Source organism: Longimicrobium sp. (assembly GCF_035474595.1).
Taxonomy (GTDB): Bacteria; Gemmatimonadota; Gemmatimonadetes; order Longimicrobiales; family Longimicrobiaceae; genus Longimicrobium.
Window position 1 is genome coordinate 1 of sequence record NZ_DATIND010000104.1, and the last position, 11,814, is coordinate 11,814.

Below are 11,814 nucleotides of genomic sequence, written 5' to 3' on the forward strand. Positions count from 1 at the left end.
GCCTGAACCCCGGCGACCGCTACAACGTGATCGCCTTCTCGGGCGACACCCGGCTGATGGAGAGCGGGCTGCTGCGCGCGGACGAGGCGGGGCGGCGGCGGGGTGTGGAGTGGGTGGGCGGGCTGCGTCCCGGCGGCGGCACCAACATCAACGACGCGCTGGTGGAGGCGATGGGGCAGTTCCCGCGTGAAGCCGCGCGGCCCCGGATGCTGGTGTTCCTGACCGACGGCCTGCCGACCGTGGGCGACACGGCGGTGGAGAAGATCATGGAGAACACGCGCCGCGCCCGCCGCGAGGGCGTGCGCCTGTTCACCTTCGGGGTGGGCTACGACGTGAACACGCGGCTGCTGGACCGCGTGGCGGCCGAGAACGGCGGCGTGGCCGACTACGTGGACCCGCGCGAGGACCTGGAGGTGAAGGTCGGCAACTTCTTCGACAAGGTGAACCACCCGGTGCTGACCAACGTGCGGGTGGACATGGGCCCGGTGCGCAGCGATCTCGTCTATCCGCGCACGCTCCCCGACCTGTTCCGGGGCACGCAGCTGGCGCTGGTGGGGCGGTACCGCAACAGCGCGGAGCTGCGCGACGTGGCCATCCGCCTGAGCGGCTCCGGCTCGCCGATGCGCACCTTCACCTACCCGGGCCAGCGCTTCCCCTTGCGCGCCGAGCAGAACGACTGGCTCCCGCGGCTCTGGGCCACGCGCCGCGTGGGGTGGCTGATGGAGCAGATCCGCAGCAACGGCGAGCAGAAGGAGCTGAGGGACGAGATCGTGGAGCTGGGCACGCGGTACGGGATCGTGACGCCGTACACGTCGTACCTGGCGCTGGAGCCCGGCGCGCGCGAGCAGCCGCAGGCGATGATGGACGTGGTGACGGGCAACGTGACGGCCAGCCCGCCCGTGCAGCGCTCGGGCGGGCGCGGCGTGCGCGTCCGCGGCAACGCCTCGATTCCGCCGCCCCCGCCCCCGCCGCCCCCGCCGCCGCCGCCGCCTCCTCCGCCTCCCCCACCGCCGGCGATGGTGGACCTGCAGGCGGTGACCGGCGCCGCCGCGGTGACGCAGAGCCGCAGCGCGCGCGGGATGCAGGAGACGACGACGGTCGGCGCCGACTCCGCCCAGGGCGGCGGCACGCAGCACGTGGGGGGCAAGACCTTCTACCTGCGCTCCGGCGTGTGGACCGACGCGGAGATCCGCGAGGGCACGACGTTGCCGGAGACGGCGGTGGTGTTCGGCAGTGACGAGTACTATGCGCTGCTGGGCCGCGTCCCCGCGCTGGCGCGTTACTTCGCGCTGGGCGAGCAGGTAGCGGTGGTGCACGAAGGCCGCGTCTACCGCGTCCGCCCCGCCCCGCACCCATAGACGGCGCAGGGGATGAAAAGACGGCTCGCCGCTTCCGGCATCGGAGGCGGCGAGCTGTTTTTTTGCGTCCAAAGCCGCGAAGGGCGATTGAAATCGCGGCAACAACGGCCCGAAGTCCGCCTTCGCGGACTCCCACCCGAGCATCCTCGTGACTCCCCGGCACATGTGCATCCGATACTCAGCACTCAGCACTCAGCACTTATATTAGGACTTAGGACTTAGGACTCAGGACTTCCCTTATCTTCCTTCGTACTCCCGTACTTTCGTACTCTCGTACTCCCATTTCCGTTGACTTCGTCCGTTCCCGCATCTATCGTCGGGTCGCATCCCCGAAAACGCGGGCGCACCCCGAAACAGGGCCACCACACGTGTCCGGCAAGCTCCAGCGCGAGATCAAGCAGAACCGCCCGATCGAATCGCTCGAGGAAGAGGCGTACCTGAACGTCCAGCGCACGGCCAACGTGCTGGTGCAGGGGCTGGCCGACGTGCTGAAGCGCCACGACCTTACCCCCACGCAGTACAACGTGCTGCGCATCCTGCGCGGCGCCGGCGACCACGGGCTGACCGCGGGCGACGTGGGCGACCGCATGATCACCCGCGACCCCGACGTCACCCGGCTGCTGGACCGGCTGGAGAAGCGCGGCCTGGCCGAGCGCTGGCGCTGCACCGAGGACCGCCGCGTGGTGTGGACGCGCATCACCGAGGGCGGGCTGGACGCCATCGCCCCGCTGGACGACGAGATCGCGCGGATGCACGTGGCCCAGCTGGGCCACATCGGCCCCGACCGCCTGGGCACCTTCATCGACCTGCTCGAAGCCGCGCGCGAACCGGCCGCGTGAGCCTCTCCATCACCCTCTTCCGAAAGCTGACGATGCGACTCCGTGCCGCACCGCTCGCCGCCCTGCTCGCCCTTGCCGCCTGCACCAGCTGGCGCCCGCAGACCGCCCCCGCGCCGCAGGTGGTGCAGGCCAACGCGAGCGGCACCGTCCGCGTCACGCGCCGCGACCAGAGCGTGCTCGTCCTTCGCCACCCGCAGATGGTGGCCGACAGCATCGTGGGCGACGCGGGCGACCCGCCGCGCCGCACCGCCGTAGCGATGGCCGACGTCGAGCGCATCGATGCCAAAAAGGTCAGCGCCGCGCGGACGGGCGGGCTGGGGATCGGCGTGATCGTCCTCGGCACCATCGTCCTCATCGGCGCCGCCACCGCGGCCCTTCTCGGCGGCTGGAACTAGGAACGGAAGAGTCGCGGAGGAAACGGAGCCGACGGAGGAGACCGGCCGCACGCCGGGATCCCTCCGCCGGCTCCGTTCTCCCTGCGACCTTTCTGTTCCGGCGCATCTCCGGCGGAACCCGGGGGCGCGCTTCGGGGTTTCTCTCCCCTCACCCCCGATCCGCGTTCCAACGAACACCCGAGGACGACGATGGCCGTTGGAGGCATGCTCGCTTCGCTTCTTCTCGCTCCCGCGCTGCTCCTGGGCACCGCGCCCACTCCGGCCGCCGCGCCGAAGCCCGCGCCGGTGACCTGGCAGATCGACGTCACGCATTCCGAGCTGAGCTTCCGCATCCGCCACCTGGTGAGCCGGGTGAACGGCACCTTCGGCAGCTGGAAGGGGACGATCGTGGCGGACCCGGCGAACCTGGCCGGCGGCAGCGTGAACGTGGAGATCCAGACGGCCAGCATCGACACGCGCAACGAGCGCCGCGACACGCACCTGCGCTCGGCGGACTTCTTCGACGCGCCCAGCCATCCCACCATCACCTTCCGCAGCACGCGCGTGCAGATGCAGCGCGGCGGCGCGCTGAAGATCTACGGAAACCTGACGATCCGGGGGACCACGAAGGCGGTGGTGCTGGACGGGCGCATGCTGCAGGTGGCGGGCACGCCGGGCCACCGCCGCATCGGGTTCGAGGCGTCGACGACCATCAACCGCATGGACTACGGCGTCACCTGGAACCGCGCGGCCGAGGGCGGCGGCCTCACGCTGGGCGACGACGTCGAGATCACCATCGCCGTCGAAGCCGCCGAACAGCCCGCCAGCTGATTCCCGGTTTCCATCAACGATCGACACTTCCCAAGCATCGACCAAACGCGCCACGAGGTTTCTTCCAGGCGAAGAAACCTCGTGGCGCATCTGGCAGAAGAGGGTGAGGCCTCCCTCATCGAGCCGGAGCCGCCGGAATGCCGGGGGCGCAGTCCCGCAGGGACTTCGTGCGGTTGTTGCCCCCCAATTCATTGGGGGGATCGGGGAGGCTCCGCTTCCAGGATCACCACCGCGGCCGCCGTATCGTGGTCGTGCGTCATGGAGAGGTGGATGCGCGCCGCGCCGCGGGCTTCGGCGAGCGCGGCGGCCCTGCCGGAGAGGCGCAGCGACGGCGCGCCGGTCGCGGCGGAGACCACCTCCACCTCCGTCCACGCCCCGCCGATCCCCCACCCCGTGCCCAGCGCCTTGAACAGCGCCTCCTTGGCCGCGAACCGCGCCGCGAAGCTCTCCGGCGGATGCTTCGACGCGGCGCAGCGCTCCGCCTCGGCGGCGGTGAACAGGCGCGACCGCGCGCGGGCGCCCTTCCGCTCCAGCACCGCCCACACGCGCGCGATGCGGACGACGTCGATCCCCAGGCCAACGATCATGATGGGCGGAGCCTTGCGCGCGCGGGTGCGGTGGCGACAACGTGAGCCGGCGCGGCAAGATACCCGCCGCCACCCCGCGCCTCAACCGCCCGCGGCACGCGGTTCGCAAAGGGCGCGGGCGGAACCATCCCCCACGACATCACGGCTGCGGACGGCGGCGGAGGCGGACAGCGAGTGGCGCGGAACCCCTGGCGGGCACGGGCAAGACTGATGGGCGTGGTGCTCGCGGCCATCGTGGCGGGCATCCTGGTGGGGACGCTGCTCGTCCACCTCCTTCTCAGCCCGCACCAGCCGCCCTCGCCCTGAGCGGCGGCCGGGGCATCCCCGCCGCGCCTCCTCCCGTCCGCATCCTTCGACGGATCTTCGACTTCGCCGCACGCGCCGCTTCCGTGCGGGGCGGGTCGTAGCTATCGTTCAGTCGCCCTTCCAGCACTTCGAGCCCTCCACGACCTCCCGCGGCCGCCCGGAGCGCCGGCGGGACGGCCCCCGCGGCGGAAACGCATGGCGGCCCCGGACCGCCCGGCGGGTGCCCGCCGCGCGGCGCGGGGCATGCTGAATCTTTTTGCGCGGTGGGTCGTATCAAGGTCCAATGACCGGCGGCGGGTGGACGCCGACCGGTCCCTGACGATCAGATCAGCCGCGGAGCCCCGCGGCCGGAGCGTAGAGCCCATGTACTGTTCCACCTGCGGATCCCGGATCGCCGACGGCCGCTCCACCTGCCAGGTGTGCGGCGCCGCCGCGGCGCGCGCGCCGCTCCCCAGCACCACCTCGCAGACGTACGGCGGCGTGCCCGCGTACGGCGGCGCGCCGGTGCAGGTGTGCCCCAACTGCGGCTACCGCGGGATGAGCGCCGGGTACTTCTCCCGCGGGTCGCACGTGGCCGCGCTGGTGGGGCTGTCGCTGATCACCGCGCCGATCATGGCGGCGGGCGGCATCGGCTACCTCGCGCTCCGCTTCAACCACAAGGTGTGCCCGCGCTGCGGGATGAACTGGGGCGCGCACGGGCTGCGCGCCATCACCCTCCTTCCCGGCGGGTCGGGTCTTCCCGCCGCGCCCCCCGTGCCCTCGCACGAGGTGGCGCTCCCCATCGCCGACTCCACCTGGAAGCGGTGGCTGTCGTACGCGCTGCTCATGCTGGGCGCGCTCATGCTGGTGGTGGGGCTGGCCAACGGCGAGCCCGCGCCGGCGCTGTTCGGATTGCTGTTCGGCGGCGGGGGCGGAATGCTGCTGAAGGGGGTGAAGAGCGACCGCGAGAAGCGCCGCGACGCCATCATCCAGAGCCTGCAGCTCCCCGTCCTCCAGCTCGCCTCGCGCAAGGGCGGCCGGCTGACGGTCACCGAGGTGGCCACCGAGATGGGGTGGCCCATGGCGCGCGCCGAGAAGGTGCTGAACTCGCTGGACGACGGGATGCGGGTGATGAGCGACATTACCGACGAGGGCGTGATCGTCTACGACTTCCTGGAGATCCGCACCGCGCAGCTGCCGGGGATGAAGACGCGGCAGAGCGCGCTCCCCGCCTGAGCCCGCCTGCGGCGGAGTACGAGAGTACGGAAGTACGATGAAAGAAGAGCGGGTCCCGGCGTCGGCGCGGGGACCCGCTTCTCGTCGGGCGTTGGGGGGGAAGCCCGGATATCGTGTCAGCAGTCCCGCAGGGACTTTGTGCGGTTGTTGCCCCCGAATTCATTCGGGGTCCTGTAGATTGGGAGCCGGTCCGCGAGACCGGAGGTTCAGGGCTCCGCGTCCACCTCGGCGATGCCGCCGCCGTCGCCCTTGGCGTGGCGCTTGGCCTCGGCCACGATCTCGCCCAGGCGCTCGACGGAGGGCCAGCGCTCGGGGTCGATGCGCACCAGCGCGGCGGAAAGGCGGGTGAGCGGGAACTCGCGCTCGTTTCCCTCGCGGTCCAGCCCGCGGTAGGTGTCGCCCTTCCCGGGGCCGGCGGGAATGTGGCGGCGCACGCCCACGTCGAAGCGGCGGCGGGCCTCCTCGGCCAGGTGGAGCGCGTCCTCGGGCGGGCAGCAGAGCACGAAGTCGTCGCCGCCCACGTGGCCCACGAACACGTCGGGCCGGCCGCGCGCCACCGTGGTCATGGCCGACGCCGCCTCGCGGATGGCCGCGTCGGCCACCGCGAAGCCGAAGCGGTCGGCGAAGGGCTTGAAGAAGTCCAGGTCGAAGTACGCCACGGTGAAAACGGCACCGATCTGGCGTCTCCGCTCCAGCTCCTGGTAGATGGCGTCGCCGCCGGGAAGGCCGGTGGTGGGGTTGCGGTCGCGGCCGCGCTGCGCCAGGCGCAGGAGGGCCGAAACGCGCGCCAGCAGCTCGCGCGGATCGAAGGGCTTGGCCAGGTAGTCGTCGGCGCCCGCGTCGAAGCCGCCCAGCCGGTCCTCGATCCCCCGCTGCGCGGTGAGGATGAGCACGGGAACGTGCGCCGTGGCCGGGTCGTGCTTGATCCGCCGGCAGACCTCGAAGCCGTCGGGGTCGCCCATGCGGTAGTCCAGCACCACCAGGTCGGGAAGGCGCTGGCGCAGCTCGTCCAGGGCGGCGGTGCCGCCCGGAACGTCCTTCACCTCGTGCCCGGCCGAGGTCAGGACCTGCGTGGTCATCCGCCGCAGCGCGTCGTCGTCTTCCGCGAACAGGATCCGGCTCATCTGCCTCGTGGCGCTCCCATGTACGGCCCCTCAACCCGACCCCGGCATCCCCTGCTGCCGATGATCTCTCGCACTCCCCGCGCCACTCTCGCGCTCCTCGCCGCGCTGCACACGGCAACAGCCGCGCCCGCCGCCCGTGCGCAGGCGGCGCCTAATCTAGCACCACAGGCGGCGGAACACGCAACCGGCTCCGCCCCTGCCCGCGGCGCGACCGCCCTGGCCGCCCGGATCGACGCAATCCTCGCACGCCCGGCGCTCCGCCGCGCCGACTGGGGGATCGAGGTCCGCGACGCACAGACCGGCCGCGTCCTGTACCAGCGCAGCGCCGACCGGCTCTTCATCCCCGCCAGCAACCTGAAGCTGCTGGTGACCAGCACGGCCGCGCACCGGCTGGGGGCGGACTACCGCTACAGAACGACACTCTACGGCACCGGAGCGTTGCGGGGCGGCGTGCTGGAGGGCGACCTGGTGCTGTACGGGCGCGGCGACCCGCTCATCTCCGACCGCGGGGGCCGGCGGCGCACGGCGGTGTGGGAGGAGCTGGCCGACTCGCTGCTGGCGCGCGGCATCCACCGCGTCACCGGCGGCGTGGTGGCCGACGACTCGTATTTCGAGGCCGAGCACCTGCGCCCGGACTGGGAGGCGTACGACCTGCGCTGGTGGTACGCGGCGCCGGTGGGCGCGCTGGGCTTCAACGACAACTCGGTGCAGGTGCAGATCGCCCCGGGCGCGGTGGGCGAGCGGGCGCGGGTGAGCTGGCAGCCCGAGAGCGGCTACGTGGAGGTGGAGAACCGCACGGTCACCGTCGGCTCGGGGCGCCCGCGGACGGCGGACCTGGAGCGGGTGCCGGGGACGCACCGCATCCGCGCCTACGGCCAGGTGCCCGCGGGGTCGGGGACGGACGTGGAGTACTTCGCCGTGGCCAGCGGCGCCGACTACGCGGGAACCACCTTCCGCGAGACGCTGGAGCGCAAGGGGATCTCGCTGGGCCGCGCGGACGTGCGCGTGGTCTCCGATCCCGCGCGCTCCCCCGTCTCCGGCGCCACGCCGCTCGCCTCGCATCTCTCCGATCCGCTGCCGAAGGTCATCGCGCCGATCCTGCTGAACAGCCAGAACTGGATCGCCGAGACGCTGCTGAAGACGGTCGGGCGCGAGACGCGCGGCGAGGGGAGCTGGGACGCGGGGCTGGCCGCGGAGCGCGAGTTCCTGACGCAGGTGGTGGGGATCGACTCCAGCGACTTCCGGCTGCGCGACGGCTCCGGACTTTCCGCCGGCAACCTGGTGACGCCGCGGGCGTTCGTGAAGCTGCTGGCGTACGTGAACCGTGCGCCGGAGATGGCGATCGTCCGCGCCTCGCTCCCCGTCGCCGGGCGCGAGGGGTCGCTGCGGTCGCGCTTCACCGACCTGCCGGGGCGGGTGATGGCGAAGACGGGGTACATCGGCAACGTCGACTCGCTGAGCGGGTTCGTGACGACCGACGAGGGGCGGACGGTGATCTTCTCCATCATCGCCAACAAGTCCGGCCAGCCCTCCGCGCGGATGAAGGCGGGGATCGACGACGTGGTCCGCGCCATCGCGTCCACCCCGGCCTCGTAGGTCTCACGCGAAGACGCGGAGTCGCTGGCCCCGCACCTCCGCGACTCGGCGTCTCCGCGTGAGATCCGGCGATGGTTCGGATCGTGCCCGCGACCGTTCATCGACGGAAACCCGCCGCTCGGCGGGGGCCCTCTCCGAAATCGCCGGAGAGGGTTATCTTTTTCAGCCGCAACGATGTTACGCCCGATCTCCCGGACCTCGATCTCCGTGACGAACCGCATCTCCCGGATCACCCTGGCCGCCGTCGCGCTGGCGGCCGCCGCCCTCCCCGCGAACGCGCAGTCGCCCCGCGGCGGGGCCGCGCGCGGGACCCCCATCACCCCCCAGCTGGCGGCGGAGACCTTCGACACCGCGTGGTCGGTGATCGACCGGTCGCTGTGGGACACCGCCGTGGTGAACGGCCCGTGGAAGCAGGCGCGCGCCGACCTCCGCCCGCGCGCGCTGGCCGCCACGACCGTGCAGCAGCTGCGCGGCGTGCTGGCGGAGATGATCGGCCGCCTGTCGTACTCGCACTTCGAGGTCATCCCCGGCGAGGTGCAGCAGCGCCTGGCCGAGTCGCAGTCGTCCGGGACGGGTGACGCGGGGATGGAGGTGCGGCTGGTGGACGGCCGCCTGCTGGTGACGCGCGTGGACTCCGGCGGCCCCGCCGCGGAGGCCGGCGTGCGCACGGGGTGGGCGCTGGACGCCGTGGGCGCGAAGACCGCGCGCGAGATGCTGTCGCTGCTGGAGCGCATCCCCGGCGCGCGCGAGCCCCGCGGGCGCCAGCTGTACGCGTGGATGTCGGCCGCGGGCGCGCTGCGCGGCCAGCCGGGGAGCCGCGTGCGCGTGCGCTTCCTGGACGGAAACAATCGCACGGTGACGCGCGAGCTGACGCTGCGCGAGCCGCGCGGCGTGCAGATGGTGAAGTTCGGCAACCTCCCCCCGCTGGCCGTGTCCTGGGGCTCGCGCCGCCTGCAGGGGCCGGAGGGGACGACCGCCGGGCTCATCCGCTTCAGCTACTGGATGCCGCCGGTCGTGGAGAGGCTGAACGCGGCGATGGACTCGCTGCGCGACGCCGACGGCATCGTCGTGGATCTCCGCGGCAACCTGGGCGGCGTCGGCGCGATGGCGCCCGGGTTCGCCGGCCACTTCCTGGACCGCGTGGACACGCTGGGGATCATGCGCACCCGGACGGGAACGCTCTACCTCGTCTCCTATCCCCGCACGGTGGACACGCAGGCGCGCCCGGTGCGCCCCTTCGCCGGCCCCGTGGCCGTGCTGACCGACGCGATGAGCGCCAGCACCAGCGAGTTCTTCGCGGGCGGGCTGCAGCAGCTGGGGCGCGTGCGGGTGTTCGGCGAGCCCACCGCGGCGCAGGCGCTCCCGGCGTACGCGCAGAAGCTCCCCGACGGCGACGTGCTGATGCACGCGGTGGCCGACTTCACCGGGAAGACGGGGAAGCGCTTCGAAGGGCTGGGGGTGACGCCCGACGTGGCCGCGCCCCCCACCCGCGACGCGCTGCTGGCCGGGCGCGACCCCGCGCTCGAGGCGGCGCTGGCCTGGATCGCCGAAGTGAAACGCGGCCGCGCCCCGGCGCGGTAGCAAGCTCGCGGCGGGGCCATTCCGCCGCTTCCCGCGCCGTCCCCGACGATGGAGGGCGCGCACCACCGAAGGAGAATTCGAGATGACCCGCACCCCGTTCGCCCGCACCCTGGGCGTTGCCCTGTTCGCGCTGGGCGCGCAGACCGCCGCCGCGGCGGCGCAGCAGACGCCGGCCGCCAACCTGCCGCCCGCGCAGCAGGTCGTGGAGAAGTACGTGCAGGCCGTGGGCGGCCGGCAGAACATCGGCAAGTTCAGCTCGCGCCACAGCCAGGTGGAGATGGCCATCCCCGCCATGGGAATGACCATGAACATCGACGTGTACCAGTCGCGCCCGAACAAGATGTTCATGCGCGTGGACATGCCCGGCATGGGCGTGACCACCAGCGGCTACGACGGCCAGGTGGCGTGGACCAACAACGCCATGCAGGGCCCGCGCATCCTGAGCGGGACCGAGATGAACGAGGCGCTGCGCCAGGCCGACTTCGACGCCAGCCTGGACCCGGCCAAGTCGGCCGCCACGATGGAGACGGTGGGCGAGCGCACGGTGGACGGCCGCGGCTGCTGGAACGTGCGCATGGTCACCCGCACCGGCATCGAGGTGATGAACTGCTTCGACAAGGAGACGGGGCTGCTGGTCGGGTCGAGCATGAAGCAGCAGTCGCAGATGGGCGAGATGCAGGTGGACGTGGCCTACAGCGACTACAAGGAGTTCGACGGCATCAGAATGCCCACGAAGACCACGATGTCGATGATGGGCCAGCAGATGACCAGCACGGTGAAGAGCGTGACGCACGAGCCCATCCCGGACTCCACCTTTGCGCTCCCGCCGGAGATCAAGGCGCTCCAGCACTGAGGGCCGCGCTGCGCGCGGAGTACGGAAGTACGAAGTGCGTGAGTGCGGAAGTGCGTAAGTGCGGAAGTGCGTGAGTGCGTGAGTGCGTGAGTGCGCTTCGGATCGGCGCACGGTGATGGAGACGGTAGACGGGGGCGGCGCTCGCCTGGCGGGCGCCGCCCCCGTACTTTCGTCCGCGCCGATACGCGGTTTCGTACTTCCGTACTCCCGTACTTTCGTATTCCGCGCAGCGGGGACATGATCGAATTCGACCGGCTCTCCAAGTCCTACGGCGACCTCGCGGCCGTGCGCGACGTCTCCCTCGCCGTCCGCGGCGGGGAGGTGTACGCGCTGCTGGGGGCCAACGGCGCGGGGAAGACGACGGCGCTGCGCTGCCTGGCCACCCTCCTGTCGCCTACTTCGGGGACGGCGCGGATCGACGGGTTCGACGCCGTGGCGCAGCCGCTGGAGGTGCGGCGGCGGCTGGGCTTCCTGGCCGCGTCGATGGGGCTGTACCAGCGCTTGAGCGCACGCGAGGTGCTGCGCTACTTCGCCGCGCTGAACGGCATCATGGGCGACGATGCCGAGCGGCGGGTGGAGGAGATGGTCGGCGCGTTCGACCTGGGCGCGTTCGCGGACCGGCTCTGCGGCAAGCTGTCGACCGGGCAGCGGCAGCGCGTGTCCATCGCCCGCGCGGTGGTGCACGATCCCCCCGCGCTGGTGCTGGACGAGCCCACGCTGGGGCTGGACGTGCTCAGCAGCGAGGCCATCTTCCGCTTCATCTCCGACGCCCGCTCGCGCGGCCGCGCCGTCATCTTCTCCACCCACCAGATGAGCGAGGTGGAGCTGCTGGCCGACCGGGTGGGGATCATCGCCGGGGGGCGGCTGGTGGCGGAGGGGACGGCCGACGAGATCGTGGCGGGCGCCGGCGAGCAGAACCTGGCGCGCGCCTTCCTGCGCATCGTGCGGGAGGCGGCGTGAACCTTCGCCTGGTGAAGACGGTGCTGGCCAAGGAGCTGAGGGAAACGCTCCGCGACCGCCGCACGCTGTTCATGATGATCGTGATCCCCACCCTGCTCTACCCGGGGATCATGGTGGTGCTGGAGCAGCTCACCCTGCTGGGCCAGCGCAACCTGGGCCAGCGCCCCGCCGCCGTGGCCGTGCACGGCGC

General features: G+C 72.0%; 12 protein-coding genes. 10 read left to right on the top strand and 2 right to left on the bottom strand.

Annotated elements, in window-relative coordinates; all coding sequences use genetic code 11:
* From VLK66_RS18980 to VLK66_RS18995, 4 genes are all read left to right on the top strand, one after another.
* Nucleotides 1-1,358: VWA domain-containing protein (locus tag VLK66_RS18980; protein WP_325311040.1), on the top strand; the 1,358-nt coding region annotated here is incomplete at its 5' end.
* A 368-nt stretch (nt 1,359-1,726) separates the two neighbouring features.
* A complete protein-coding gene (locus VLK66_RS18985; protein WP_325311041.1) occupies nt 1,727-2,197 on the top strand; it encodes a MarR family winged helix-turn-helix transcriptional regulator in 471 nt (156 codons plus the stop codon).
* A gap of 32 nt (nt 2,198-2,229) precedes the next feature.
* Nucleotides 2,230-2,592: a hypothetical protein gene (locus tag VLK66_RS18990; protein WP_325311042.1), complete on the top strand. Its 363-nt coding sequence runs from the start codon at nt 2,230-2,232 to the stop codon at nt 2,590-2,592.
* A gap of 204 nt (nt 2,593-2,796) precedes the next feature.
* Nucleotides 2,797-3,402, top strand: coding sequence for a YceI family protein (locus VLK66_RS18995; RefSeq protein WP_325311043.1), 606 nt, complete (start codon nt 2,797-2,799; stop codon nt 3,400-3,402).
* 188 nt (nt 3,403-3,590) lie between these two features.
* Here the strand turns inward: VLK66_RS18995 and VLK66_RS19000 are convergent, their stop codons facing one another.
* Nucleotides 3,591-3,989 (bottom strand): holo-ACP synthase, encoded by a 399-nt coding sequence (locus tag VLK66_RS19000; RefSeq protein WP_325311044.1) that lies wholly within the window; start codon nt 3,987-3,989, stop codon nt 3,591-3,593.
* 669 nt (nt 3,990-4,658) lie between these two features.
* Here VLK66_RS19000 and VLK66_RS19005 point away from each other — a divergent pair.
* Nucleotides 4,659-5,510 (top strand): hypothetical protein, encoded by an 852-nt coding sequence (locus VLK66_RS19005; RefSeq protein ID WP_325311045.1) that lies wholly within the window; start codon nt 4,659-4,661, stop codon nt 5,508-5,510.
* A 206-nt stretch (nt 5,511-5,716) separates the two neighbouring features.
* Here the strand turns inward: VLK66_RS19005 and VLK66_RS19010 are convergent, their stop codons facing one another.
* On the bottom strand, nt 5,717-6,634 hold the full coding sequence (locus VLK66_RS19010; protein WP_325311046.1) for a GGDEF domain-containing response regulator: 918 nt from the start codon (nt 6,632-6,634) through the stop codon (nt 5,717-5,719).
* A gap of 60 nt (nt 6,635-6,694) precedes the next feature.
* On the opposite strand from VLK66_RS19010, the gene dacB reads away from it, so the two are divergent.
* The 5 genes from dacB to VLK66_RS19035 all read left to right on the top strand — a co-directional run.
* A complete protein-coding gene (gene dacB / locus VLK66_RS19015) occupies nt 6,695-8,230 on the top strand; it encodes a D-alanyl-D-alanine carboxypeptidase/D-alanyl-D-alanine endopeptidase (RefSeq protein WP_325311047.1) in 1,536 nt (511 codons plus the stop codon).
* A gap of 207 nt (nt 8,231-8,437) precedes the next feature.
* Complete coding sequence (locus VLK66_RS19020) at nt 8,438-9,811, top strand: S41 family peptidase (RefSeq protein ID WP_325311048.1); 1,374 nt, start codon at nt 8,438-8,440, stop codon at nt 9,809-9,811.
* An 82-nt stretch (nt 9,812-9,893) separates the two neighbouring features.
* On the top strand, nt 9,894-10,664 hold the full coding sequence (locus VLK66_RS19025) for a DUF4412 domain-containing protein (RefSeq protein WP_325311049.1): 771 nt from the start codon (nt 9,894-9,896) through the stop codon (nt 10,662-10,664).
* Between the two features lie 237 nt (nt 10,665-10,901).
* A complete protein-coding gene (locus VLK66_RS19030; protein WP_325311050.1) occupies nt 10,902-11,624 on the top strand; it encodes an ABC transporter ATP-binding protein in 723 nt (240 codons plus the stop codon).
* Nucleotides 11,621-11,814: hypothetical protein (locus VLK66_RS19035; RefSeq protein WP_325311051.1), on the top strand; the 194-nt coding region annotated here is incomplete at its 3' end. The genes VLK66_RS19030 and VLK66_RS19035, both read left to right, overlap by 4 nt.

Coding starts and splice junctions, on each gene's coding strand:
- VLK66_RS18990 (WP_325311042.1), top strand. CDS start 2,230: ATGCGACTCCGTGCCGCACCGCTCGCCGCCCTGCTCGCCCTTGCCGCC.
- VLK66_RS18995 (WP_325311043.1), top strand. CDS start 2,797: ATGCTCGCTTCGCTTCTTCTCGCTCCCGCGCTGCTCCTGGGCACCGCG.
- VLK66_RS19000 (WP_325311044.1), bottom strand. CDS start 3,989: ATGATCGTTGGCCTGGGGATCGACGTCGTCCGCATCGCGCGCGTGTGG.
- VLK66_RS19005 (WP_325311045.1), top strand. CDS start 4,659: ATGTACTGTTCCACCTGCGGATCCCGGATCGCCGACGGCCGCTCCACC.
- VLK66_RS19010 (WP_325311046.1), bottom strand. CDS start 6,634: ATGAGCCGGATCCTGTTCGCGGAAGACGACGACGCGCTGCGGCGGATG.
- dacB (WP_325311047.1), top strand. CDS start 6,695: ATGATCTCTCGCACTCCCCGCGCCACTCTCGCGCTCCTCGCCGCGCTG.
- VLK66_RS19025 (WP_325311049.1), top strand. CDS start 9,894: ATGACCCGCACCCCGTTCGCCCGCACCCTGGGCGTTGCCCTGTTCGCG.
- VLK66_RS19030 (WP_325311050.1), top strand. CDS start 10,902: ATGATCGAATTCGACCGGCTCTCCAAGTCCTACGGCGACCTCGCGGCC.